The organism is Shewanella japonica, from assembly GCF_002075795.1.
GTDB classification, from domain to species: domain Bacteria; phylum Pseudomonadota; class Gammaproteobacteria; order Enterobacterales; family Shewanellaceae; genus Shewanella; species Shewanella japonica.
Genome location: NZ_CP020472.1, coordinates 881,416 through 907,561 on the forward strand (window position 1 = coordinate 881,416; position 26,146 = coordinate 907,561).

The 26,146-nt window shown below is 40.9% G+C and carries 19 protein-coding genes; 9 read left to right on the forward strand and 10 right to left on the reverse strand.

All coding sequences use genetic code 11. The annotated features are described in order from the left end of the window. Positions 1-60: 60 nt before the first annotated feature. Positions 61-1,080 carry a response regulator gene (locus tag SJ2017_RS03765; protein WP_080914909.1) on the forward strand — a complete coding sequence of 340 codons (1,020 nt, stop codon included), beginning with the start codon at positions 61-63 and terminating at the stop codon, positions 1,078-1,080. Between the two features lie 95 nt (positions 1,081-1,175). Here the strand turns inward: SJ2017_RS03765 and ygfZ are convergent, their stop codons facing one another. Then, the gene (gene ygfZ, locus SJ2017_RS03770) at positions 1,176-2,138 is read right to left on the reverse strand and encodes a tRNA-modifying protein YgfZ (RefSeq protein ID WP_080914910.1); all 963 of its coding nucleotides are present in this window, start codon (positions 2,136-2,138) and stop codon (positions 1,176-1,178) included. A gap of 182 nt (positions 2,139-2,320) precedes the next feature. Next, positions 2,321-3,550, reverse strand: coding sequence for a phosphoglycerate dehydrogenase (serA, locus tag SJ2017_RS03775; protein WP_065109814.1), 1,230 nt, complete (start codon positions 3,548-3,550; stop codon positions 2,321-2,323). Positions 3,551-3,701: 151 nt separating this feature from the next. Here serA and SJ2017_RS03780 point away from each other — a divergent pair, with 151 nt between their 5' ends. Then, a complete protein-coding gene (locus tag SJ2017_RS03780; RefSeq protein WP_055022644.1) occupies positions 3,702-4,307 on the forward strand; it encodes a DUF2238 domain-containing protein in 606 nt (201 codons plus the stop codon). Positions 4,308-4,534: 227 nt separating this feature from the next. Next, positions 4,535-5,200, forward strand: a complete 666-nt coding sequence (locus SJ2017_RS03785; RefSeq protein WP_055022643.1) for a helix-turn-helix transcriptional regulator — start codon at positions 4,535-4,537, stop codon at positions 5,198-5,200. Between the two features lie 132 nt (positions 5,201-5,332). Here the strand turns inward: SJ2017_RS03785 and SJ2017_RS03790 are convergent, their stop codons facing one another. Beyond that, a complete protein-coding gene (locus SJ2017_RS03790; RefSeq protein WP_080914911.1) occupies positions 5,333-6,871 on the reverse strand; it encodes a hypothetical protein in 1,539 nt (512 codons plus the stop codon). A gap of 635 nt (positions 6,872-7,506) precedes the next feature. Here SJ2017_RS03790 and SJ2017_RS03795 point away from each other — a divergent pair. The 6 genes from SJ2017_RS03795 (at position 7,507) to SJ2017_RS03820 (ending at position 16,969) form a co-directional block, all read left to right on the forward strand. After that, positions 7,507-10,008 carry a S8 family serine peptidase gene (locus tag SJ2017_RS03795; protein WP_080914912.1) on the forward strand — a complete coding sequence of 834 codons (2,502 nt, stop codon included), beginning with the start codon at positions 7,507-7,509 and terminating at the stop codon, positions 10,006-10,008. A 141-nt stretch (positions 10,009-10,149) separates the two neighbouring features. Then, positions 10,150-10,596: a PaaI family thioesterase gene (locus tag SJ2017_RS03800; RefSeq protein WP_055022640.1), complete on the forward strand. Its 447-nt coding sequence runs from the start codon at positions 10,150-10,152 to the stop codon at positions 10,594-10,596. Between the two features lie 59 nt (positions 10,597-10,655). Next, positions 10,656-10,907 (forward strand): YgjV family protein, encoded by a 252-nt coding sequence (locus SJ2017_RS03805; RefSeq protein WP_055022639.1) that lies wholly within the window; start codon positions 10,656-10,658, stop codon positions 10,905-10,907. A 595-nt stretch (positions 10,908-11,502) separates the two neighbouring features. Next, complete coding sequence (katB, locus tag SJ2017_RS03810; RefSeq protein WP_065109818.1) at positions 11,503-12,966, forward strand: catalase KatB; 1,464 nt, start codon at positions 11,503-11,505, stop codon at positions 12,964-12,966. A gap of 423 nt (positions 12,967-13,389) precedes the next feature. Next, complete coding sequence (locus tag SJ2017_RS03815; protein WP_080914913.1) at positions 13,390-14,595, forward strand: amino acid permease; 1,206 nt, start codon at positions 13,390-13,392, stop codon at positions 14,593-14,595. 217 nt (positions 14,596-14,812) lie between these two features. After that, positions 14,813-16,969, forward strand: coding sequence for a S46 family peptidase (locus tag SJ2017_RS03820; RefSeq protein ID WP_080914914.1), 2,157 nt, complete (start codon positions 14,813-14,815; stop codon positions 16,967-16,969). 22 nt (positions 16,970-16,991) lie between these two features. Here the strand turns inward: SJ2017_RS03820 and SJ2017_RS03825 are convergent, their stop codons facing one another. The 7 genes from SJ2017_RS03825 to SJ2017_RS03850 form a co-directional block, all read right to left on the reverse strand. Beyond that, a complete protein-coding gene (locus tag SJ2017_RS03825) occupies positions 16,992-17,693 on the reverse strand; it encodes a 23S rRNA pseudouridine(2604) synthase RluF (protein WP_080914915.1) in 702 nt (233 codons plus the stop codon). A 14-nt stretch (positions 17,694-17,707) separates the two neighbouring features. Then, a complete protein-coding gene (locus tag SJ2017_RS03830) occupies positions 17,708-18,412 on the reverse strand; it encodes a DUF998 domain-containing protein (RefSeq protein ID WP_167692885.1) in 705 nt (234 codons plus the stop codon). A gap of 154 nt (positions 18,413-18,566) precedes the next feature. Next, positions 18,567-19,895 (reverse strand): Na+/H+ antiporter NhaC family protein, encoded by a 1,329-nt coding sequence (locus tag SJ2017_RS03835; protein WP_080914916.1) that lies wholly within the window; start codon positions 19,893-19,895, stop codon positions 18,567-18,569. A gap of 351 nt (positions 19,896-20,246) precedes the next feature. Then, complete coding sequence (putA, locus tag SJ2017_RS03840) at positions 20,247-23,423, reverse strand: bifunctional proline dehydrogenase/L-glutamate gamma-semialdehyde dehydrogenase PutA (RefSeq protein ID WP_080914917.1); 3,177 nt, start codon at positions 23,421-23,423, stop codon at positions 20,247-20,249. A gap of 107 nt (positions 23,424-23,530) precedes the next feature. Further along, positions 23,531-23,671 carry a hypothetical protein gene (locus SJ2017_RS21395; RefSeq protein WP_156003135.1) on the reverse strand — a complete coding sequence of 47 codons (141 nt, stop codon included), beginning with the start codon at positions 23,669-23,671 and terminating at the stop codon, positions 23,531-23,533. A gap of 374 nt (positions 23,672-24,045) precedes the next feature. Next, positions 24,046-24,609 carry a TIGR04211 family SH3 domain-containing protein gene (locus SJ2017_RS03845; RefSeq protein WP_244899767.1) on the reverse strand — a complete coding sequence of 188 codons (564 nt, stop codon included), beginning with the start codon at positions 24,607-24,609 and terminating at the stop codon, positions 24,046-24,048. A 268-nt stretch (positions 24,610-24,877) separates the two neighbouring features. Continuing rightward, positions 24,878-26,146 (reverse strand): inorganic phosphate transporter, encoded by a 1,269-nt coding sequence (locus tag SJ2017_RS03850; RefSeq protein ID WP_055022632.1) that lies wholly within the window; start codon positions 26,144-26,146, stop codon positions 24,878-24,880.

Sequence of the window (26,146 nt, forward strand, 5' to 3'; positions counted from 1 at the left end):
ACAGCTTACCGAAAAAGTATTTTAAGTCATATTCACTAGGAAGAGTTATAGGGATTTAACATGGAAAAAGCGACGGTGCTGATAGTTGATGATACACCTGAAAATATTGACATTTTAGTTGGTATTTTAGGTAAAGATTACAAGATCAAAGTCGCAATTGATGGTCCTAAAGCGTTAGCTTTGGCTCAAAAGTCGGCTCCAGATCTTATTTTGTTAGACGTTATGATGCCTGGCATGAACGGCCATGAGGTTTGTCAGAAACTCAAAAGTGAGCCACTAACCTGTCATATTCCGGTGATATTTGTTACGGCATTATCTGAGACTGAAGATGAAGCACAAGGCTTTGAGTTAGGCGCCGTGGATTATATTACTAAACCTGTCAGTCCCGCAGTGGTAAAGGCGAGAGTAAAAACCCATTTATCTTTGTATGATCAAAAACGCTTACTTGAATCAGAAGTCGCCCAACGTACTAAAGAGTTGAGTGAAACTCGATTTGAAATTATTCGCCGTTTAGGTCGAGCAGCAGAATACAAAGATAATGAAACCGGATTACATGTTATTAGAATGAGCCACTACGCTAGATTATTAGCGATTGCATCTGGTCATTCTTCTCGGTTTTGTGAGTTAGTCTATAACGCAGCGCCCATGCATGATATTGGCAAAATAGGCACGCCAGATTCGATATTAAAAAAGCCGGGTAAGTTAGATGCCGATGAGTGGAAAGAGATGCAAGCCCATGCGCAAATCGGTGCTGAAATTATCGGCGATCATGATGACCCTTTATTGCAAATGGCTAAACGCATTGCCATTAGCCATCATGAAAAATGGGACGGCAGTGGTTACCCCCACGGTTTATCTGGTGAAGATATTCCAATAGAAGGACGTATTATTGCCATTGCCGATGTATTTGATGCTCTGACTTCTACAAGGCCTTATAAAAAAGCGTGGACGGTTGAAGACACGATGGCGCTAATTGAGAAAGAGTCAGGCAAGCATTTCGATCCTGATTTGGTAAAACAGTTTCGTTCAGTACTCGATGATGTGAAAGAAATCAAAGCGAAGCACGAAGAAACTTTTTAATACTGCCGCTATTTAGAAAATAAAAAGACTGCTAACCCTTATTGGGTTAGCAGCCTTTTTTATATCACGTTTGATTAGCGCAACTACTTATGCTGTTACTCTTCGTCTAATGAATAAGGAAGTGGTACAACTGAAAGTAGGCTATGACTGTCATCGCTAATACGAAGTACAGCATCATTATCAGTGTCGTTTGCTAGGACTGCGGTTAGCAATACTTGGCCATTATACTGAACTGACTCAATGACTTTACCTGCACGGCGATAGTCACCATCCATTTGAACTTCGATTTGTGTTTCGCTATTGACGGTATCGGAGGCTGTTCCAGACAAAATATACAAGGCACGTTTATTACCACCTCGGTATTTCATTCTGGCGATAGTCTCTTGACCCATGTAACAGCCTTTTTCAAAACTAATCCCATTTACAGCTTGTACATTACACATTTGTGGCACAAATTCAGCGCTATGGTTAGCGTCAATGTTGGCATAACCCGCTTTTATCTCTAGTGCTTGCCAAGCAGAAGCATTAAGTAATGGCTGCTTAGAAGCTACAATGACTTTGCTTGCTATATCTTCGTTTAGAATCAATATAAATCGGTCATTATCTTTTAAAATAATCGAGTTATCGACGACAGTTAATTCGTCATTTATCGCACCAAATTCTTGTTCAACGAACTGGCTTGCTGTGTTACCTGCTATCCCTATAATACATTTACTCGCACTGATATCAGTTAATTCAGCTTTACTGAAAACAGCATATTTTTGCCACTGAGCCAGACTTAGCGGTAATGCGGATGCTGTGTGAAGGGTGAATAAGCTGTCATTGCATGAGAATGTTCTGAAGCTTGAGATCATTTTTCCTTTTGCATCACAATGAGCTCCCCAACGCCATTGCTGGTCTGTTAGTGAGGTGATATCAGTGGTGACTTGGCCGTGAATAAAGGTTTTACCTTGCTCACCAGTAATTTCAATTAAGCCTAAATGCGTGAGATTGGCGACAAATAAGTCAGGGGAAGTATGTAGAAAGTCCCAATCAGGCTGTGTTGTTGCAAGTGTCATAAACTGATCCTTAAGATGACCATCAAAAGATAGACAGTGAGTGTAACGGAATTCATTAATGCTCAAAAGAAAAAGCTACCTTCAATTGAATGAAGATAGCTTTAGTTCACAATATTTTCGTGATGTTATTGGTCAATTCGTCATCAAGTTTAAATGGGCTGATTGACCGTTTAACTTAACGATTAAAACAATACACGAGTACGAATCGTACCATCAATCGCTTTCAATTCACCAAGAGCTTGTTCAGCTTGATTAGAGTCAACTTCCATCACTACATAACCAATGTCTGCTGTGGTTTGCAGATATTGCGCTGCAATGTTGATACCTTTTTCAGAGAAGGCTTGGTTAATTTTGATCAATACGCCAGGGCGGTTATGGTGAATATGCAGTAGACGTGAAGTGCCTTTGTGTTGTGGCAACGTCACTTCTGGGAAGTTAACTGCAGATACAGTTGAACCGTTATCTGAGTATTTAGCTAACTTGCCAGCGACTTCAATACCGATATTTTCTTGCGCTTCAGCGGTGCTACCACCAATGTGCGGAGTAAGAATCACGTTATCTAAGCCTCTTAATGGGCTAACAAATTCATCATCATTAGATTTTGGTTCTACAGGGAATACATCAATCGCAGCACCTGCAAGGTGACCAGACTTTAATGCCTCAGATAGCGCTTCGATATCAACAACGGTGCCACGAGACGCATTAATGAATATGCTTTTTTCACGCATTTGAGCAAACTCGGTTGCGCCAAACATGTCTTTTGTTTGAGGCGTTTCAGGTACATGCAAACTGATTACGTCAGCTTCATTCAATAGGGCTTCTAATGAGTGAATTTGACTTGCGTTACCGAGTGGCAATTTGTCTTCGATATCAAAAAATACGACTTTCATGCCTAAGGTTTCTGCAAGAATACCTAGTTGAGTACCGATATGACCGTAGCCGATAACGCCTAAGGTTTTACCACGAACTTCGTAACTGCCAGCTGCACTCTTCAACCACCCACCACGATGAGCATGAGCATTTCGTTGCGGAATGCCACGCATCAACATGATGATTTCACCCAATACTAATTCTGCTACACTTCGCGTATTAGAAAATGGCGCATTGAATACAGGCACACCTAACTTTTCAGCGGCAGCAATATCGACTTGGTTAGTACCAATACAGAAACAGCCAATAGCCACTAATTTCTCAGCATGATTTAACACATCAGCAGTTAATTGAGTACGGGAACGCAAACCGACAAAATGGGCATCCTTAATGGATTTTAATAGCTCATCTTCTGGTAACGAAGCTTTGTGATATTCAATGTTTGTGTAACCTGCACGCTCTAGTACATCGACCGCAGTTTGGTGGACGCCCTCCAACAGCAGGATTTTGATCTTATCCTTGTCAAGCGAGTGTTTCGCCATGATATGGGTACCCTCTTATCAATAGTTATGCTTATGTTATGCTGATAGTAATGCAAGACCAAAATAGCACTTTTTTAACTGGTTGTAGAGGGCTAGATGGCTAAAGTTAATATTCTAATTCTAGAACAATATCATCTAAGAGGGATTTAGTTTGAATAAGAAAGTTATATGGCTAGTGATTTATTGCAGCGTGCTCTGTTGGTCTGTTATCTCACCTAAGGATATGTTTACTTGGTGGCTTGAAGCGCTTCCTGCGTTATTGGCTATTCCTATCCTATTTTTTACTCGAAATAAATTCCCCTTAACCTCACTGTCTTATCTGTTAATTTTAATCCATTGCTGTGTGCTGTTGGTTGGCGCTAAATACACTTATGCAGAGGTGCCGTTATTCGATTGGTTAGCACAACTGATGGATAGTGACAGAAATAACTACGATAAAGTTGGCCATCTCGCGCAAGGTTTTATACCTGTGATGTTAGCCCGTGAAGTGATGTTGAGAAATCATGTGTTACAACCAGGCTATTGGTGCCAGTTTTTATCTGTGTGTTTTGTGTTGGCGTTTTCAGCTTTCTACGAACTCATAGAATGGTGGGTAGCTTTATTAACGGGTGAAGATGCAGAAGCCTTTTTAGGCACTCAAGGTTACGTTTGGGATACCCAATCTGACATGTTTATGGCATTAGTAGGAGGAATTAGTGCATTAGTGTTGCTTACTGGACTACATAATAAGCAGTTAGCATCACTTAATCGTCACTAATTTTTAGGTAAATAAACTAAATTAGGCAGTGCGGAAAGTTTTTTTATGCTATTAATAGAGGACTTTATAAGGACTTAGATGATTAATTCATACATTAGTATTGCAAAAATACCTTATGGACTAGTTAAAATATACTATCATTGAACATTGTTGTTACATGTTTTCAACATTTCAGGAAGAAACTCGCTGACGCGAGATGTGATGGATACTTTTCAGGGAGAAAAGTGATGAATTCAAATATTGATGAATTAGTTTTTTTGCACCAAGTCGCAGCGCCATGTCATTTGGCCATTTTAGCTGAGTCTATTGGTCTCAAAACTCGCATAGTTAAACATGCGAGTGAACTAGAGGTTGAGAAAAATACCAATAGTTTTTATCTAATCGCTCAAAAAGGAGCGGCTTTAGACAGTAAAGGTATCCCTTTACTGGTTTCTCGGCTCGTCAATCATGTCCCTGTTGCTTTATATCAAGTTGAGCGTGGCTCGCTTGATCAAGAGTCAGCGCTATTGTTAGGAGTCAGAGGCTTACTTTATGCCGATCAGCGTATGGATCTGATGTTAACAGGGCTGAGAAAAATGGTCGCAGATGAGCTTTGGTATGATAGACCGCTAATTAGTAAGATTTTCCGCAGATTGGTTCAGAAACTGGATGCAAATATTGATATTCCGCCTGATACGGTTGCTATGCTACAAATGCTAACAAGCCGAGAAAGAACGATTATTCAACTTGTTTCTAGCGGTGCTCGTAATAAAGAAATTGCCCACAGGTTGTGTATTAGTGAGCATACAGTCAAAGCCCACATTTCATCTATTTTCCGTAAAACGCAATCACGCAATCGGGTTGAATTATTGCGTTGGGCGCAAACTTATCAAGCTCACTTTGAGTTCGCTTAAATCTATATACCGGTAGACGTTACAGTTACTGATTTTCCATTAAAATTGCAGTCAACAAGTTTGCATAAAAAGGGAGCCAAATGGCTCCCTTTTTCATCACTATATCTACAAATTATTTGTAAAAAGCAATAATTAGTTTTGGTAAATAGTTGCTGTATTAAAGTCGCCAGACTGCGATACATTGATCATATCGTTACTGCCTACTTGCATACCCGTTACTAAGTTATCATTGCCTACTTGAGAAATAGTTAAGCTGTTGTTAGTACCATCGACAAGGAAATAGCCGTCATCGCCACCAACCCAGTTACCAGCGCCTTCTTGTGCAATATCGATGATATGATCTTCACCAAGAGACACAACATCAGCTAAGTTAAATTCGCCTTCTTGTACGATATCAACACTTTGGCCAATCCCAACGACGCTCACAGTGGCTTCGTTGTCAGAGCCGACTTGTTCAAGTGTCGTGCTGTTTTCAAAACCAAAGGTATCTGAATAAGCAAAGTTAGTGTCGCCTTCTTGGCTAACTGAAACTGTATTTTGATCAAGTTCAACAAACACAGCAACTTCATTACTGTTACCTGTTGAGCTAATTTCTACCATGTTATCAGCACCATATGTACCTGAAGCAACGTAGTTATCTTCGCCATCTTGAACGACACTAATCACGTTTAAATCGCCGATTGTTTCGAATTCGGTTAGGTTGGCAGTACCTGACTGATCAATATCAATCATGTTGTCATTACCAGAAATTACAGCAATGTTGCTATCACCAACTTGGTTGCCTGTACCATCTTGATAGATGAATACTTCATTACCATTGCCAGTAGCAAACTCAATAACGGCGCTGTTCAAGTCACCGCTTTGATCGATAACAATATCGTTATCTGAGCCCGTTAAGCTTGCAACAACCCCTGTGTTAGCAAAGCCAGATTGGACGATTTCAAAACTGTTATCATTACCTGTGACACCTAATACAGCACCAAAGTTTTCATCACCTGATTGGTCGACAAATAAATCGTTGTTATTGCCAACGTTTGTACCACCTGCAGCAGATACTAAGCCAGCTTGGTTATTGTTACCTTGCTGAGAGATAATGCCGTCATTGTCATTACCTTCTACACGAAAAATTGCCAAGTTAGTTTCACCAACTTGTGTGGTTTGAGTTAAGTTGCTGTCACCCACTTGCTGGATAATGCTGTTGTTTCGAAACCCGTCTTGTACTGTATCAGCGATATTAGATGCGCCTACAGAAGTGGTTTCACTTGTATTCCAAAACCCTGATTGGTCAACAGTAACTTGGTTGTCATTACCATTCACACTTACGTTTGAAATATGCCAGTCATCAACCTGATTGGTTAACACAATATTACCATTACCTTCAGAAGTAATGTATGACTCCTGCCAATCACCTGTCTGTATCACTTCAGCAATTTGGTCATCACCAACTTGAGTGACCTCTGCAACATGACGAGTACCAGATTGACTAACTAAAGCATCTTGCCCTAATCCAGTTTGAACAACAGTCGATTGACTGTTAACTGCTGCAGCGACTTCTGCTGATTTTTCTACAGCAGTGACACCTGGCAGAGATAGGCCAGTAGCGCTGACCGGTAAAGCAAGACTTGCTGTAATAGCGAGAGAAATTAACGATAATTTTGTTTGCGACTTCATTAGACGCTCCCTGTTTGAATATTGATTCAAGTGATAGTGCTGGTAACTACCTTCTCAATAGTAAAATTCGCTTCCTAGCACAGATAATGCATACAGAATTAACCGCTGCAGAATGAGTCCTGACTGCGAGCATGAAGTGAACTTGGTACCCGTACATTTCAAAAAGTCTGTTGAGAAAATGTCGAAAAATCCGCATTGAAATCTTCCGTCTTTCTTTGCAAATCTTTGGCATTCTCGTGAACCTTGATGACTTCCTTTATATGAACTGAGACAAGCTACATGGGTTAACTTACGGACAGATACTTGATAGCTCAATCGGAAGAATGGCTACTTTTATTTGCCCTGTTAACAACAATACTTTAGTGCTATTTGTGTTTAAGTTAATGTTTATAAAAGATTTAATTTGTGGACTTTGGCAGGTTGATATTTTATCTAGACTAATAGGGTTAGTAGTTTATTACTATTTCACGATTCGCCACTTTTAAAACTCCTTTTGCTATGACAACAATCACAATGCAACAACAATTCCGGGTTTCACTTAGTGGAATGTCAACTCGCTTATAAGGCTAATGGATAAGCTACCAGTGTTGAGGTACCGGTTCTGGAATTAATAATGGAAGATAGGAAGCCAGAAAATGATCAAGAAAATGTCACCAATTGCAATCGCAATTACTTCAGTTATGGCGTTAAATGCCGCCCCTGCAATGGCAAAAAATACCGTTGAATTTAAAAAGGATCAATTGCTCGTTGTTTATAAAGACAACGTGACTAAATTTGAAAAGTTATCTGCTCAACGCTTAGTTAGCGGTACGTTAACCGATAAAAATTTAGATGGTGTTGATGATAAATTTCAGCATTTATTATCAGGTCGCCTTGCAAAACTGCAACTAAAAAGCGGTAGTGATTTAGATGCTGCAATCAAAATGATCAGCAAGCATCCAGCGGTAAAATATGCAGAGCCAAACTACACATACAGAGCCTTAGGCATGCCGGATGATCCTAGCTTTGTAGACCTATGGGGCCTGCATAATACTGGTCAATCTTCAGGCACCGCAGGGGCTGATATTGATGCCGTTGCTGCTTGGGATATTACTACGGGTAGCGACAGTGTTGTCATTGGCGTCATTGATACTGGTGTTGATTATAATCACCCAGATCTTGTCAGTAATATGTGGGTTAACCCTGGTGAAATTGCAGGTAACGGCATAGATGATGATGGTAATGGGGTCATCGATGATGTACATGGTTATAACCCGATAACTGGATCTGGTGATCCAATGGACGGCAATGGTCATGGTACACACGTTGCGGGTACCATTGGTGCAACAGGTAATAACGGCGTCGGTGTCGTGGGGGTCAACTGGGATGTAACGATGATCGGTTGTAAGTTCCTATCGGACAGTGGTACGGGAACAACCGAAGATGCAATTGCATGTATTGATTATTTCACAAATCTCAAGGTCAACCACGGCGTTGATGTTAAAGCGACCAATAACTCTTGGGGTGGCGGTGGTTTCAGCCAAGCATTAAAAGATTCTATTGATTCAGCTGGTGATCAAGGCATTTTATTTGTTGCTGCAGCGGGTAATGACGCGATTGATAATGACGTTAACCCGCATTACCCATCAAGCTATGACTCTGATGTTGTCATGTCTATTGCGAGTACTGACAGAAATGATGCCATTTCTAGCTTCTCACAATGGGGTTTAACCAGTGTAGATATGGGCGCGCCAGGTTCTGCGATTTTATCTACTTTCCCTAATGATTCGTACGGCACTATATCAGGTACTTCAATGGCGACCCCTCACGTTACGGGTGCAGCTGCTTTAGTATGGTCGGTTGAACCAGATATTAGCCCGACAGAAATGAAACAGTTGCTAATGGATTCGGGTGAAGTCAATGGTGATTTAACTGGTATCACGGTTGCGGGTACAAGATTGAATGTGGCTGATGCGTTAGCGGCAGCTGATCCAGACCCATCATTTAAGTTATCAGTGACGCCAGCTTCACAATCTGTTGAAGCAGGAAGTGCAGTAAGTTACGACTTCTCTGTAGGCAGTATTGCAGGCTGGAATGATCAAGTAAGCCTAACGGTATCGTCTTCACCAGCGCTTGATGGTGTGAGCTTATCAACAGACACAGCGATGGCTGGTGATGACTTTACATTGGATGTTGCTACCCTTGATGACGCTGCTTGGGGAGACTATGTATTAACTGTTTCTGCTGATGATGGCGTAACTGTTAAAGATAAAGCGGTTGCGCTTACTATTTATCCTGCTGGATTGAATGATTACAGCTATGGTAATGATTCACCTGTTGATATTAGCGATAACAGTCTAATTACTAGCACGATTGAAATTGTAGATCCTGTTCAAATCTTTGATTTAGCTGTTAGCGTTGATATCAGCCACACATGGATTGGCGATTTAATTGTTAGCTTAACATCGCCTGATGGGACTGTTGTGGTATTACATGATCGTGAAGGTGGTAGTGCCGATGATCTTGTTAAAACTTGGAGTCTATCAGACTTTAACGGTGATATAGCAGCGGGTACATGGACACTATCTGTATCAGATAATGCCGCTGGCGATACGGGTACACTTAATAGCTGGGGATTAGATATTTCAGCATTAGGTGAAGCAGCTCCAGCTGCACCTGTTGCCGGTTTTGAATATGATGTTGATGGGCTAATGGTTAGCTTTACGAACACAAGTTCAGATATCAACGATGATATCGTTAGTTATGAGTGGGACTTCGGTGATGGCAGCATGTCATCAGATGAATCTCCAGCATACATGTATGCTGCTGGTGGTATCTATAATGTCTCGTTGGTTGTAACTGATAGTGAAAACCAATCTGACACTGTATCTATGGATGTAGAAGTATTTGATTATTCAATTGATGCAGCGGTGACTCGTACAATGAAGTCTCGTCGAGGTAGTGCTTTAGTTGATCTAACTTGGAGTGGTGCAGTTGGTGACAATGTGGCGATTTATCGTGATGATGTCATGGTAGCGACAACAGCGAATGATGGCCGTTATCGCGATCGCTTTACTAATGCTCCAGCTGAAGTGACATATAAAATCTGTGAAACAGAAACGAGCTTATGTTCTGATCCAATTGTTGCAGCATTTTAATCAACACTAAACAGTAAGATTACTGTAGAAAAAGGGATGGCTTGCCATCCCTTTTTGTTGTTAAAAACTTTATCTGTAAAAGCGTTGATATTAAAAAGCGAGCCAGTAGACTGAAGACAGTTTTTTGATATGGATGACAAGATGAGTATTTGGTTTAGAGAAGTTACCTTAGAGAATTGCGCCAAAATGGACAGTGGGCTCCATGGTAAAGGCACCTTAATGAAAACGTTAGGCATTAAAATTACCGAAATTGGTGATGATTATATGGTTGCAACGATGCCAGCAGACCCTGCAGTTCACAATCCCTTAGGTATTGTTCATGGTGGAGCTAATGTCGCATTGGCGGAAACTGTTGCAAGTTATGCTGCTAATTTTGTTGTCGATTTTGAGAACTTTTATTGTGTGGGCCAAGAAATAAATGCCAATCATTTAAAAGCATCGCGTAAAGGTGAGCTGATTGCTACAACCAAACCTGTTCATATTGGTAAGCGTAGCTCAGTCTGGGAGGTTCTTATAACCAATAGTGCAGGCGAGTTGTGCTGTATTTCTCGAATGACAGCTGCTGTTGTAGCAAGAAAGGCAGGCTAGCAGCATAACTTATGAAGATTAGCTACACTGAAGTAATAAAGACAATTAAGGATTAATGAATGGAATCTGCAACAATATGGGAGTGGGTGGGTTATTTAGCATCTGTAGTGGTGGCTATTTCACTCATGATGTCGAATATTAAAAAGCTTCGCTGGTGGAATTTAATTGGTGCAGCTTTGTTTGTCGCTTACGGACTCGCAATTAGTGCTATACCTGTGGCATTAGTGAACTTTTTTATTGTATTGATTGATATTTATTACTTAGTGAAACTGTATCGAGAGCCCGAACCTGCTTCAAATGATAAGGCCTGATAAGACAGGATGAATCAACTAGCGTTCTTTTGGCATTGGTAGTGGTGTTACTTGCGCCTTTGATTTGAAACAAGCTTAAGCCTTTTCAGTACCTGGAAAGGCTTTCTTTATTGAGCCAACGTCTTGGCTAGTTTAAACCATAGTTCCAACTACAGTTCAAACCACAAAAGATTACTCTACAGTCAAATTACACCAGAAAACTGCGTGGTATTTGAATGCGATAATTAAGTCAAACTATCGCATTTTTTCTGAATCATTTTCGGTAATCTTCTTAGCACATTTTAAGTTTTTCTTTGTCGGCTCAGAGGCGCCTATTGAAGGAAAAACGCAGCTATTTTTATCAAAACTTTCCTTTTTAATGTGAATGAATCTCAATTACAAACTAATTTACACACTTTTACTATATAAATCAGATATTAATCTTGAATCGTTATTTTCTATTGCTATCATCGAATTTAATCGCTTTAGATAATTGCTTTTCGTCACTATTATTGATTTATCGCAATAAATACTGAGCCAGGAGAGAGCATCATGGCAACCGTCCACGATTTAATTGAAATGTGGCTACAAGATAACTAAAAGGAATAAATAGAGAATGACTACTTCACATTATTTAACTAGCCAAAGTGGCGCACCAATAGCTGACGATCAAAATGCATTAACAGCAGGAGAACGAGGCCCCGTTTTACTCCAAGACTGGCATTTAATTGAGAAACTAGCTCATTTCAATCGTGAAAGAATTCCAGAGCGTATTGTTCATGCTAAGGGAACGGGTGTTTACGGTAAATTTACCTTAACCAAAGATTTAAGTGACTACACCATTGCTGAGCACTTCAATGGCGTTGGAAAAGAAACTGAAACATTTGTTCGATTTTCAACAGTAGGCGGTGAGATGGGATCTGCTGATGCAGAGCGCGATCCTCGTGGCTTTGGTTTACGTTTTTATACCAAGCAAGGTAATCACGATATTGTGGGTAACAATACGCCAACTTTCTTTTTAAGAGATGGTATTAAATTCCCTGATTTTATTCATACACAAAAGCGTAACCCACATACAAACCTAAAAGATCCACAAGCCATGTGGGATTTCTGGTCATTAAACCCAGAAGCAATGCATCAAGTGACAATTTTAATGTCAGACCGTGGGATCCCGGCTAATTATCGCCAAATGCACGGCTATGGTTCGCATACGTTTTCTTTCTGGAATGCCAAAGGTGAGCGTTTCTGGGTGAAGTTCCACTTTAAATCGCAACAAGGTGTAGTTAATTTAACTGGCGAGCAAGCGGATAAATTAAAAGGGATTGACCCTGATTCGTCGCAGCGTGATATGGTTGCCGCAATTAACGATAAAAACTTCCCTAAATGGACTGTAAATGTCCAGATTATGCCGGAAGCTGAAGCGAATACTTATGCGATCAATCCATTTGATCTAACAAAAGTATGGCCACATGCTGATTATCCTTTGATTGAAATTGGTGAACTTGAGCTTAATCGCTTACCTGAAAACTACTTTGCAGAAGTTGAGCAAGTAGCTTTAGCACCAAGTAACCTTGTACCAGGTGTGGGCGCGTCTCCAGATAAGATGCTGCAAGCCCGTTTATTTGCTTATGCAGATGCACAGCGTTATCGAATTGGTGCCAACTATAATCAACTTCCAGTTAACTGTCCGCATGCAGCGAAGGCTAACCATCATCAACGTGGCGGCGCGATGGCAGGAACGCAATGCCCTTATAACGGTAACCAAACAGGCGGCGATGCAACACCTAACTATGGTCCAAATTCAGTTGACACGGGCCTACAAGATGCGAGCCAATTTGCTGAGCCACCGCTAAGACTTGATGGGGAAGCTGATAGATACAGCCGTTATGACCAAGATGATTATACTCAAGCAGGTAATCTATATCGCATCTTCAGTGAGGAAGAAAAACAACGCCTTGCGGAAACGATTGCAGGTACACTCGGTCAAGTGACTCAAGATGTTCAGCAAAAAATGCTGGCACATTTCACTAAAGCTGATCCTGACTACGGACAACGCATTAAAGCATTGTTAGAAGCGTAATCATGCTCTTTAATCTTGTTAATGCTTAAATAGTATTAAACAGAGTGTTATGTTCAAAATATAAGGGAAGGCAGATGCCTTCCCTTTTTTGCGTTTATTTTTCATTTCTAAGCTGTTAGCCTAATTGTTCTATTCCTTAACGTCATTCCTCTTAGTTGCTTCACTTGTCTTTTTATGCCGATTTAGTGTAAATATTGATTGTAGCGGCGTAATGCTACGCCATTGCAATATTATTGCATTTAAGTTTTTAAATTAATGTTGCGTAATTGTTTATTAACAGGCTTGTAAGCCTTTATATAACTAAGTGTCTTGCTTGTTACAAGAAGCATCTGATACTGTCAAAACAGCTCGATGAAATGTTATACACACTTTCAATCTAGCCAAATAACGACCAATAAATAAAAATTAAACGGGACTCATGTTTTGAACTTAAAAATGCTTGGCTCAATAGCCATTGTTGCAGGTACTGCAATTGGGGGAGGAATGCTAGCGTTGCCGCTAGCGACTGCAGCATTAGGGATTATGCCTGCGATTATGTTACTGGTTGTCATTTGGGGATTATCGGCTTATACCTCTTTACTCATGCTTGAGATTAATTTACGCGCTGGTGTGGGTGATAATGTTCACGGCATAACGGGTAAAACCTTAGGCAAAGTGGGTCAGTTAATTCAAGGTGCTTCATTTTTAAGCCTGCTATTTGCTTTGACAATGGTGTATCTAATGGGCGGTTCTTCATTACTTGAAACCCGTTTAGAGCCGTTATTAGGTGTGGATTTAAATAACCAAGTCTCAGTATTGCTATTTACTTTAATCTTCGGTGGTTTTATTGCTATCGGCGTGACTTGGATTGATAAGGTTTCAAGAGTCTTATTCACCGCTATGGTGGTGTTGCTTGTACTTGTGGTTGCCTTTTTATTGCCAGAAGTGAATATTGTTGCTTCATTGACTAACTTCTCTGCCAATGTCGCTGAAGGCGATAAATTGGATCAACTGTGGTTAGCTGCCATACCTGTGGTATTTACCTCATTTGGTTTCCATGTGTGTATTGCAACGATCGTCAGATACCTAGATGGCGATGCGGTATCGTTACGTAAAATATTGCTGATTGGTTCAACAATACCGCTATTTTGCTACATATTGTGGCTACTTGTGACGCTGGGTACTTTAGGTGGGGAAACCGTTCATGGTTTTGCTGGTTCTTTACCTGATCTCGTTAATGCTCTTCAAGGTGTTGCTCAGTCAGCTATCGTAAGTCAGTTTATCGACTTATTTGCTAACCTTGCGTTGATTACATCATTTTTGGGTGTGACCATGAGTTTGTTTGATTATGTGGCTGAATTAACTCGTGCAAGAGATGATAAAGCAGGCCGAGCTAAAACATGGTTAATCACGTTTGTTCCACCATTGTTATGTGCGCTTTACTATCCTGATGGGTTCTTCCAAGTGTTGGGTTTTGCCGCTATACCGCTAGTTGTCATGATCATATTCTTGCCAATTGCAATGGCATTGAAGCAACGTAAAGCGCAAATGGGTGGCTATGAAGTCGCTGGTGGAAATCTTGCGCTGGGCGTAACAGGGCTCTTAGGTGTGATGATTGTGCTAGCGCAATTAATGGTCGCACTGGGCTAAAATGTAAACCTCAGTTAACGTTTTTTAGAAAGGAATGTAACTGAGTTTGTCTAAGGCTATTATTCCTTTGTTTCAATATGATAAAGTCAGGCTATATGCCTGACTTTTTTATTGGCCTAAAAGTAAGTTTAGTGGTCTGCTTTTGTTCATCTTTTTGCTATTAAATAGGTATAACAAACAACACACTCACTATTGTGAATCAAATGGAATTAACAACATGAAAAAATGGTTATTAAGTGCCGCAATCTTGGCATCTTTTTCTGCACAAGCTGATGAGGGGATGTGGCAACCTTATCAATTACCAGCAATGGCTGATGAACTTAAAGCAAAAGGGTTAGAAATTGATGCAAAATCAATCTCTAAGTTAACGGAATTTCCAATGAATGCTGTGATAAGCCTTGGTGGTTGTACAGCATCATTTGTGTCTCCTAAAGGCTTGGTTGTAACCAATCACCATTGTGCGTATGGCTCAATTCAATACAACTCTACCCCTGAAAAAAACCTGTTAAAAGAAGGCTTCTTAGCGAAAACTTACGCAGAGGAATTGCCAGCAACCCCTGGTTCACGAATTTATGTTACCGAGGCGGTAACTGATGTGACTGATAGAGTGAAGTCAGGTCAAATGAATAAAGTCGGTAATGAGTTCTATAAAGGTATCGAGCAACAAGAAAAAGCATTAGTTGCTGAATGTGAAGCTGAAGATGGATATCGTTGTAAAGTTTATAGTTTTCATGGTGGTCTAGAGTATTACCTTGTGAAACAAATGGAAATTCGTGACGTTCGCTTAACCTATAATCCAGCGGGTAGTGTTGGTAAATATGGTGGTGATATCGATAATTGGATGTGGCCTCGCCACACGGGAGATTACTCTTTTTATCGCGCATACGTAGGTAAAGACGGTAAGCCTGCTGACTTTAGTAAGGATAACGTTCCTTACGAGCCTAAAAGCTTTTTAAAAGTCTCTGCTAAAGGGGTTAGTGACGGTGATTTTGTAATGGTTGCTGGTTATCCAGGTCGCACTAATCGTTACCGCACAGCTAATGAAGTTGAGAACCAATTTGAATGGGCTTACCCAGAAGGGAAAGTACTTCGTGAGCGCCTAATTGAAATCATCAAAGAGACCGCGCCAGAAGGCAGTGATGAACGAATTAAGTATGAGAGTGCTATCGCTGGGTTAGCTAACTATGCGAAAAACTTTACCTCAATGATTGAGTTTTATGGCAAGTCGACCATGCTTGATGATCGTAAAGCGCTAGAGCTAAAACTGTCGCAGTGGATAAAAGCTGATAGTAAGCGTAAATCACAATATGGCGAAGTCTTAGCACAACTGGATAAGCTAATTAAGCAAAGCCAGCAACAGCAAGAGCGCGATTTAATCATGAGCTATATGGGTTACAGTTCAATGATGTCGACAGCTGAACGTTTATATCGCTTAGCGAACGAGAAAACATTGGCTGATATGGATCGTGAACCTGGGTATCAAGAGCGAGATATGACTCGCTTTACTTCTGGTATGGAGCGTATTGAGCGTCGATATGCTGCCAGTGTTGATAAAGCGATGTTATTAGACTTAATGAGCCGTTACGCAGCATTACCTCAAGCTGATCGCTTACCAGCATTTGATAAAGCATTCGCTATTGGTAAAAGTGCCGATAGCGCTAAATTGAGCAAGACCCTTGATAAGATGTATGCCAAAACTGAACTTTCAGATAAAGCGGTTCGATTGGCGTGGATGGATAAGTCTGTTGCTGAGTTTAAAAAGTCAAAAGATCCGTTTATTCAATATGCTGTTAGCACTTATGATGAAAGAATGAAGCAAGAAAAGGCACGTAAACAACTTGCTGGTGATTTAATGAAGGTGCGCCCTCAATATATGGATGCAATTATCGCGTACAATAAAGAGTTAGGTAAGCCAGTATATGCTGATGCTAACTCAAGTTTACGTGTGACTGTAGGTAATGTGAAAGGTTACAGCCCACAAGATGGACTAGTTGCAGTGCCATTTACTCGCTTAGAAGGTATCCTTGCTAAAGACACTGGTGCAGATCCGTTTGATGCGCCAGCTAAACAGCTTGAGCTAATCAAAAACAAACAATATGGCGATTACTACGTTAAATCGTTAGATTCTGTTCCGGTTAACTTCTTATCGACGCTTGACACCACAGGTGGTAACTCTGGATCTCCAACACTAAATGGCCGTGCTGAATTAGTCGGTCTGTTATTTGATGGTGTGTATGAATCAATTATTGGAGACTGGGGCTACGACCCACAAACTAATCGCTCAATTCAAGTTGATAGCCGCTACATGCTATGGGTGATGAAGTACTTAGATAATGCTGAAAACTTATTGGAAGAGATGGAAATCGTCCATTAAGCAAGTCTTATTTAACAGGCATCTACAGCTTAAGTTGATGCCTTAATAAGCTAATTTCTGCGGCCTCTAATGGCCGCATTTGTTTTTCTGGCAAGTCTAATAATTCACAATTCATCATGCTTAATCTGACCAAATCAATGACAGTATAACCTAAGGCCTTAGCCATTCTTCGGATCTGACGATTCAGCCCTTGAGTCAGTGTGATTTTAAATTGGTTGCTCGAAACTGCTTCTACATCGCATGGTTTTGTGGTGACGTCTTTGTAGCTCACCCCGTTTGCCATTTTTTCAATAAATTCAGCTGAAAAGTCTCGATCTACAGTAACCAAATACACTTTTTGATGCCCATAATCTGGGTGCATTAACTTATGGGTAAGCTCACCATCATTAGTCAGCAATAACAAACCACGGGAATCCTTATCCAATCGTCCAGCAGGATACAGTCTAGGGGCTGCTGGTAGAATATGAATCAGGCTGGAAGGTAAATCGGGTAATAAACGACAATCAATACCAACCGGTTTATGGTACAACCAATATTGCTTGGTTTCGATGGGAGCGATAGGGGCGCCGTCTAATAAAATATTCGGATTGATAGCGTTGGCATTGACCCTATCAAGAGGGCTAGCTAATTGACCATTAAATGTCACTCTTCCTGCCGCAATGAGGCGCTGAGCCTGGCGACGTGAACTGACGCCGCAATGAGCTAGATATTGTTCTAAACGCATGTTTACTGGCAAGGCTAGTTACTCGCAAAGGTCAGTGTCGAGAGCTGGCGCTGCTGAGTTTTTATCATTTTTCGCATAGTTAATCCAAGCAGTACACACCATAAAATATTGGCTTGAGTGAGCACCCACATGACCAGTGAGACCCAACAAATTTCGTGAGCCTTATGAGAGCATGGGTCAAAATCCAATGTAGACCAATTCAGTAAATACATCAGTGCGACTGAAAAAATCAGGCCGATGATATTGAAAGCGAATAAGGAAGCGGAAAGAGAGCTATTCTTGCGGAAATAATCAATAAAACAAAAGCTGTGTAGCACAAAGGTGCAAATCAAATATCCGGTAGAAAAGAACCGATGTTGTTCTAAAAAGTTGATCGGAAAGATACCAATTAACACAATGAGCACGCCTAATGTCGCCCCGGTTACGGTGATTGTACGGCTATAAAAGTCCTCAAAAACATAATAGCGAGCTAACATAGATAGCATTAAGCAAGCGCCACCAATGACCAAGCCCATATTATAAACGATTGCTAAAGGGGAGGTCATATAATCGCCCAAGGTGTCTGCACGTATACTTAACGGACTGACGCCCAATCGTGCCACTTCAGCGATTAATGCGGTTCCAATTCCTAGTCCACTGATCACAGCCGTCGCTAACGACATGAAAATAATCATTAAATGAAGGTCGTAATGTTTATTTGATTCGATTGAGCTAGACATGGGGCCATTGTTAACTAAATGTTTAACTCAGAATATCACTGTTTACGTGTTTTAATCAGCAAAAATAACGAAAAAAACCTGATATTGCTCCAGCGTTGCGGCAGCGATATCAGGCTTTAAAGATGTATTGTTGACGTGTATTAGATAGTTTTGATTAAGCTCGCTTACGCAAAATTACAATAGCGATAGCAACAACGGCTAAGATCATGCAGTACCAAGCATTTGAAATTGCAGCAAGTGGACTAATGGCAAACGTCGATGCTATTAGTAGTGCTTGAGCGCCATGTGGAATTAGGCCTTGAATAATACAAGCAAAGATATCCAGTACACTTGCTGCACGTTTAGGCGCAACACCATGCTTTTGAGCAAGCTCTTTAGCAATATCACTGGCGACAACAATCGATACGGTATTGTTAGCTACACAGGTGTTGGTTGCTGCAACAATACTTGCCATCCCTAATTCTGCCGCGCGGGTTGAAGTGCCGCCTTTTGCCTTTGAGAAACGTTTAATCAGTGCTTCGATTTTCTCGCTAACAAACTTCAAGCCACCTTGTTGTTGCATTAACGCAGCTAAACCACCGACTAACATTGAAAGAATGAAGATTTCTTGCATGTTAGTAAAACCAGCATAGATATCTTGACCGAACTGGATAACGCTGTAATCGGCGATAAACAGTCCAGTTGCACCAGCAAGCAATATACCGACAGTTAGCACGACGAAGACGTTTACGCCTGCGACAGCTAAAAATAAGATAGTTAAGTAAGGAATGACATTGATTAAGTCGATTTCTTGTGGCGCAACTTCTGCTTGTCCTTGGCCTGCAAAAGCAAATAAAACCAATGTAATTATCGATGCAGGCAAGGCAAAGATTAAGTTTTCACGGAACTTATCTTTCATCTCACAACCCTGAGTGCGAGTTGCAGCAATTGTAGTGTCAGAAATAATCGATAAGTTATCACCAAATAATGCGCCAGACATAACAGCACCCGCCATTAAGGCATAATCAATTTGGGCTTGGTCGGCAACGCCTAAAGCAATAGGTGCAACGGCGGCAATGGTGCCCATTGATGTACCCATTGCAGTAGCAATAAAGGCGGCGATAACAAAAAAGCCTGGTAGCAACATGCTAGATGGGATCATTGACAGTCCCAAAGCAACAGTTGCATCAACGCCGCCCGTTGCTTTTGCAATAGAGGCGAATGCGCCAGCAAGCAAATAAATAAGACACATTGCAATGATATTGCTATGGCCGATACCCGCAATAAAGGTATCAATAGATTGGTTTAGTTTCTGCTTAGAGAGCAGCAGCGCCAGAATAATCGCTGGTAAAATGGCGATTACACTTGGTAGTTGATAAAACGCAAAGTCTACACCTTGGCTTTGAAAGTAAACGCCCGCGCCAATAAATAATGCAAGAAAAGCAAATAGAGGCAATAAAGCAATAAAGGAGGCTGGGCTCGTTGTTGTTTGTTGTGTCGTCAAGGTTGTCTCTCTTATTGTTTATTTAGTGTCAAAAGTGCAGTGTTCTAGTCTTTCGAAGTTCAAAGCTACTTTAGCAAGCTCTGTATTAATAATCAGTATTATGATGACTTCTTAAGTTCTGGCAAGCATAGGAGATCTATAAATTAGTGTCAATCTAGACGTCTAGACTTCTTTGCTTCTCTGGCGACTTTTACATTGTTCGTTATGTTTTGTTTAATCGGGTTAACAATTGAGTGCAAAAACTCAGCGTGGCGATGCTATTTTGAACATAAATTCGTAGGTAAAAAAAAGCTCGCACTGTGGCGAGCTTTAAATGAAGGCTTAGATAGTCAACCTTATCTTTGGATAAGGTTAATCCGCATCGCCTAAAGACAGTAATGTCGCATTACCGCCAATGGCAGTAATGTTATTAGTACGTGTTTTCTCAGTGATAAAGCGAGTAAGGTAATGCGGTCCGCCTGCTTTAGGGCCAGTACCAGATAAACCTTGGCCACCAAAAGGTTGTACGCCGACGACAGCGCCAATCTGGTTACGGTTGATATACACATTACCCACATCAACTTTATCCGCTAGATTAAGTGCATGGCTTTCGTTACGGCTGTGGATCCCTAAGGTTAACCCAAACCCTGTGCTATTAATTTCATTAATTACCTCTGCAAGGTTGGCAGCCTTGTAACGTATAACGTGCAGTATTGGTCCAAAATGTTCTTTATCAAGCACTTTGATTGAATCAATTTCAACCGCTGTTGGTGCAACAAAGTAACCATTTTCTGTGCCTTCAGGAAGTTGATTTTTCTTAATCAATTTGCCCACTTGGCTGATATGATCAATATGCGCATTGAGGTTAGCTTGAGCTGTTGCATCAATCACAGGCCCTACATCGGTTTTAACTGAACTAGGGTTACCAATACTGAGCTCTTCCATTGCCCCTTGCATGACATCAAGCACACGGTCGGCAATATCTTCTTGTAAGAACAGCACTCGTAACGCTGAGCATCGTTGTCCGGCACTGGTAAATGATGAAGCAACAACATCAGCAACCACTTGCTCAGCCTGTGAAGTAGAATCGACAATCATGGCATTTTGGCCACCAGTTTCAGCAATTAATGGAATAATTGCGCCTTCACGATTTGCTAAAGTACGATTAATTAATTTTGCTGTGCCTGTTGACCCTGTAAAACACACACCACCAATACGTTCATCAGAGGTAATTGCTGCGCCTACCGTTGCGCCTGTACCCGGTAAGAATTGTAAAACATCAGTCGGAATACCCGCTTCGTGAGCCAGTTGTACTGCGCGATAGCCGACAATTGATGTTTGTTCAGCTGGTTTTGCAACTACAGTGTTACCTGCAGCAAGTGCAGCTGTTACTTGGCCTAAGAAAATCGCTAAAGGGAAGTTCCATGGGCTAATACAAACAAAAATCCCACGTCCTTGAATGAATAATTCATTTAGCTCACCCGTTGGGCCTGGGAGTAGTTCAGGCTTAGCCATCATTTTTTTAGCTTGAATGGCGTAGTAGCGACAAAAATCGACGGCTTCACGGACTTCATCAATCCCGTCTTGAATACTTTTTCCCGCTTCACGGGTACAAAGTGCGATTAACTCTTCACGATTTTCTTCGAGCAAATCCGCCAGTTTTTGAAGAGCGTTAGCACGTTCTTCAACTGGAGTGTGGCTCCAGCTGTGGAACGATGCTTGAGCAGAGCTTAGTGCTAATTCAACGGCTTGGTTATTTGCAAAGGCCACTTTACCAACAGCTTGGTTAGTATCAAAAGGACTGACAACATTAATCGTTTCACCCGTTAGCGTCTCGCCATTAACTAATGGGCCAGCTTGCCATTGAGTTTGGCTAAATTTTTCAATTCCTGCGAAAAATGGCTCGGATTCGGAGATGATATTCATGTTAAGTCCTTTAGAGTTTTTACGTTCTTCGCCGAAGATATCTTCCGGCAAGACGATTTTATTATTGGCTAAAGTTTTATAGGATTTGAGTGTGATAACAGGGTGAACCACTAAGCTGTCGATAGGGGTTTTAGGGTCAACTAATTTATGCACAAAAGAAGTGTTGGCACCATTTTCAAGTAATCTTCTGACTAAGTATGGTAAGAGATCTTTATGCGCGCCGATCGGTGCATAAATTCTGACAGCTTTAGCGCCAGCTTCAGCAAGCATGGTGTCATAAAGCTCTTCGCCCATGCCATGTAAACGCTGATATTCATAGTTTCTATCACCGGCCATCGCACTGATACTGGCTACAGTTTGTGCATTATGAGTGGCAAACTGTGGGTAAATAGCTCCACGAGTGGCTTCTGACAATAAGTATCTTGCACAGGCAAGGTATGACACATCAGTACCTGCTTTACGGGTAAATAGTGGGTAACCGCCATCGCCTGCTTGTTGAGCCCATTTTAATTCACTATCCCAATAAGCGCCTTTTACTAGACGTAATGGGATTTCATCTCCTTGTTCACGAGAAAGCTTCGTCAACCAACATAGAACGGGCAGAGCACGCTTAGAGTAAGCTTGGACGACAATACCTAATAATCCCCATCCTTTAATTTCTTCAGCGTTATACAACTTTTTAAATAGCTTTAACGATAACTCTAAGCGATCCATTTCTTCTGCATCGATAGAAATACCAATATTTAGCTCACGCGCTTGAACACAAAGTTTAATCACAGTGTCATAAAGCTCGCTTAATACTCTATCCTCGTTGGCGACTTCATATCGCGGATGAAGAGCTGAAAGCTTGATCGAAATAGTCGGTAAAGGTGTATTTGATTCTTCATACGACTGAGCGCCTAATTGACGAATGGCATTGCTGTAGTCGAGATAATATTTTTGTGCATCTGTAGCTGTGAATGCGGCTTCACCTAACATGTCGTAGCTGTGGGTATAGCCTTGTTGACGTTTAGCTGTGCTGTTTTTAAGGCCCTCTTGAACGGTTTGCCCTAAAACAAATTGCTTACCCATGATTTTCATTGCGGCATTCATGGCTTGACGAATAACAGGTTCACCTGCGCGATTGATGAGTCGATTTAATAAACTGCTTGGCTTACCATCAATATTCTTATCGAGCTTAACGATTTTACCTGTAAGCATTAATCCCCAGGTGGATGCATTGACTAACAATGAATCGCTTTTCTTAAGGTGTAAATCCCACTTAGCACCAGAAAGCTTATCTTCAATTAACGCATCGGCAGTCGCTGCATCAGGAATACGCAACAGTGCTTCAGCAAGACACATTAAAATAATGCCTTCTTGTGTTTCTAAACTGTATTGCTGCAAAAAGGCATCAATGCCTACCATTAAGCCTTTCTTTTCGTACTGACGAACTTTAGTGACTAATTCATGGGCTCGATCCGTCACTTGTTTAATATCGGTGTCAGATGACGGTACTAACTTCAAGAGTTCAGTTAGATATTGCTCTTCATCAACGATGTAATTATTTGTTATGGCTGAGAATAGCTCATCTAGGCTGGCATTGTCGTAATGGCCGTTTAGTACTTCACTAGCTTTAAACATAATTTTCATTCCGTCTTTAGCTGTTTACTACCTGATGTAAACAAGTTGTTTTATTATGATATTTTTTATTTTGTATACAATGTACGAAAATCGAGGCGATTATAATATTAAAATGTGACATTGAGCAATGTTTGCAAAGAAATGTGATTGTAAATAAAAGTGTCGACTGTTTTATGCTCAATAATTTGGATGATAATGGCTAAGATCCCATCAACATTTTTAGGTAAATGCATCAGAGTTGAGTTCATTGATGCCTGCTATAAACACGTTAAAAGACAATCAATTACTTTGCGTTGCAAAATATCAAAGCTCGTTTCTTTACGGCTTTTTAGCGTGTTAGTTACTATCACCCGATAGCATGTTTTGGTACAGAGGACTTTGGTCGTACAATCCGCTGATCAGGATTAATGGTAGTGAAATGTATGGTGGAAAGTTTCAAGATAACTATTTTTAATAGAAATTTACCAGAGGCAAGCAGGAGACAATAAGCAATGCAAAAGTCTCATGCTGTCTATAAATAAAAAAACCAGCGCAAGCACTGGTTTAATCGTTGATTGAATCTAGTCCAGCCGCTTGTCGTAATACAAGCCTGGAGCAATAGATTTCATTTAGCCGTTAAAACTTACATCCAGCGGCTTTTTTGTTTGCGTTGTGGTCTTGGCAAGTAAACCAAGATAATACCAATCAAGGCGCCTAAACCGGCAATCATTGCACCTTGCTGCCACATCTTTGACTGGGCGTTATCTTTGATTGATTGCAGTTGTTGATTACTGCTATCACGCTCATTTGTCACTCTTGATAATTCAGACTGTAAAGAAGCAATCTGATTGTTAGCTGAAGTCAGCTCCTGAGCAACAGACTCTGAACTTTGATCAAGTTGAGATAAGGTGGTTTTAGTTTTTGCTAACTCAGCTTCTAGTAGCGGTAAGCGATTTCGTAAACTCGTTCCAGTTTCAATTAAATCAGACTTTACCCAGCCTTCACGATTTTTATGATCACGAATTTTACTGTATTCATTTTGAGTTTCATTTAATAAGGTAATCGTTTGACCAGCCTCAATGCTGCCTAAAATACGATATTGGGTACCTGGACCACCGTGGATGTAAATAAACACATCGTCAGTAATGTAATGCGTCTGAGCCATTAAACCTTTTGAGAGCAGTAGCAAAGCTACTATTGTAAGCATTCTGAACACGTTATTTTTCCATACCATTAGAACTATCCGTCATGCTATTTATTTACTGTCTTGATTGCAAGGAAGAACCGCAAAGTCTTATTTAAATAAGCGGGATTACTGATTTTTTGACGACTTTTACGTGAAAATTGCTGCAAAAGTGTCATCAATTAATAACTGGGTGGATTTTTTATGCTCCATAATCTGTTCGGTTTGTTTTAGGCAATAAAAAAGCCAGTCACAAGGACTGGCTTTATTTTGGCTATCTATCTCAGCAATCTTAGCTGAATACACCTTTGATGGTGAAGAAGAACAAGATAGATAATGCAGCGCCGGCTGGTAACGTTACTACCCAAGAAATAACGATGTTACGAACTACACCGATATTAATTGCAGCAATACCACGTGCCATACCCACACCTAATACCGCACCAACTAATGTTTGAGTTGTTGAAATGGGTAAACCAGTACCAGAAGCAATTACCACGGTTGATGCAGCAGCTAATTCAGCGGCAAAACCACGGCTTGGAGTCAGATGAGTAATGTTTTTACCAATGGTCTGCATGACACGCTTACCAAAGATAGCTAGACCCATTACGATACCGATAGCACCTAAAGGAAGAATCCACCATGCAAGTGCTGCTTTCGATTCAATTGCACCGCCACTGTTAACTACAGATACAACTGCAGCTAATGGGCCAATTGCGTTAGCAACGTCATTTGAACCATGAGCAAACGCCATACAACATGCTGTAACAACCATTAAGATTGCGAAGACTTTTTCAACGTTTGCATATTCAGTTTGACGATTAATATCAGTGCTCATGTTTAAGCGACCAATAGCGACTTTACCGAAAATACCAACACCAATAGCAACAGCAATTGCTAAGCCGTACGCTTCAACGGTTGAGAAGTGTAGACCAACATGTTTTAGACCTTTAGTAATGGTAACAAGTGACATAACGAAGCCAGCAAGTGCCATATAGAAAGGAACGTAACGTCTTGCATTAGCTAAAGGGTCGTCAGTATTAAAAATTAACTTTTGAACACTTTGGAAAATCATGAAAGCAATAAAGCCGGAAATCGCAGGTGTGACCACCCATGAACCGATAATGCCAACAACTTTACCCCATTCAACCGCTTCAGTACCTACACCTACTGCAGCGAAACCAACAATCGCACCAACAATTGAGTGAGTTGTTGATACTGGCCAGCCTAATGCTGATGCCGCAACTAACCATAGACCCGCAGCGAGTAGTGCGCCGATCATGCCGTAAACCAGAAGTTCTGGTGAATCGACGAAGAAGCTAGCGTCAATAATCCCTTTACGGATAGTACTGGTAACTTCGCCACCGGCTAAATAAGCCCCAGCGAACTCGAAGATCATTGCAATAATAATTGCTTGTTTGATTGTGATGGCGTTGGAACCTACTGAGGTACCCATAGCATTAGCAACGTCATTCGCGCCAATACCCCATGCCATCAAAAATCCAAATACAGCCGCAATACCAATTAGCATTGGGCCATTGGTGACTAATACATCAACCAT

Excerpts from the sequence above, each read along its gene's own strand:
- SJ2017_RS03765 (WP_080914909.1), top strand. The coding sequence starts at position 61 with ATGGAAAAAGCGACGGTGCTGATAGTTGATGATACACCTGAAAATATT.
- ygfZ (WP_080914910.1), bottom strand. The coding sequence starts at position 2,138 with ATGACACTTGCAACAACACAGCCTGATTGGGACTTTCTACATACTTCC.
- serA (WP_065109814.1), bottom strand. The coding sequence starts at position 3,550 with ATGGCGAAACACTCGCTTGACAAGGATAAGATCAAAATCCTGCTGTTG.
- SJ2017_RS03785 (WP_055022643.1), top strand. The coding sequence starts at position 4,535 with ATGAATTCAAATATTGATGAATTAGTTTTTTTGCACCAAGTCGCAGCG.
- SJ2017_RS03790 (WP_080914911.1), bottom strand. The coding sequence starts at position 6,871 with ATGAAGTCGCAAACAAAATTATCGTTAATTTCTCTCGCTATTACAGCA.
- SJ2017_RS03795 (WP_080914912.1), top strand. The coding sequence starts at position 7,507 with ATGATCAAGAAAATGTCACCAATTGCAATCGCAATTACTTCAGTTATG.
- SJ2017_RS03800 (WP_055022640.1), top strand. The coding sequence starts at position 10,150 with ATGAGTATTTGGTTTAGAGAAGTTACCTTAGAGAATTGCGCCAAAATG.
- SJ2017_RS03805 (WP_055022639.1), top strand. The coding sequence starts at position 10,656 with ATGGAATCTGCAACAATATGGGAGTGGGTGGGTTATTTAGCATCTGTA.
- katB (WP_065109818.1), top strand. The coding sequence starts at position 11,503 with ATGACTACTTCACATTATTTAACTAGCCAAAGTGGCGCACCAATAGCT.
- SJ2017_RS03820 (WP_080914914.1), top strand. The coding sequence starts at position 14,813 with ATGAAAAAATGGTTATTAAGTGCCGCAATCTTGGCATCTTTTTCTGCA.
- SJ2017_RS03825 (WP_080914915.1), bottom strand. The coding sequence starts at position 17,693 with ATGCGTTTAGAACAATATCTAGCTCATTGCGGCGTCAGTTCACGTCGC.
- SJ2017_RS03830 (WP_167692885.1), bottom strand. The coding sequence starts at position 18,412 with ATGTCTAGCTCAATCGAATCAAATAAACATTACGACCTTCATTTAATG.
- putA (WP_080914917.1), bottom strand. The coding sequence starts at position 23,423 with ATGTTTAAAGCTAGTGAAGTACTAAACGGCCATTACGACAATGCCAGC.
- SJ2017_RS21395 (WP_156003135.1), bottom strand. The coding sequence starts at position 23,671 with ATGAACTCAACTCTGATGCATTTACCTAAAAATGTTGATGGGATCTTA.
- SJ2017_RS03845 (WP_244899767.1), bottom strand. The coding sequence starts at position 24,609 with ATGCTTACAATAGTAGCTTTGCTACTGCTCTCAAAAGGTTTAATGGCT.
- SJ2017_RS03850 (WP_055022632.1), bottom strand. The coding sequence starts at position 26,146 with ATGGTTGATGTATTAGTCACCAATGGCCCAATGCTAATTGGTATTGCG.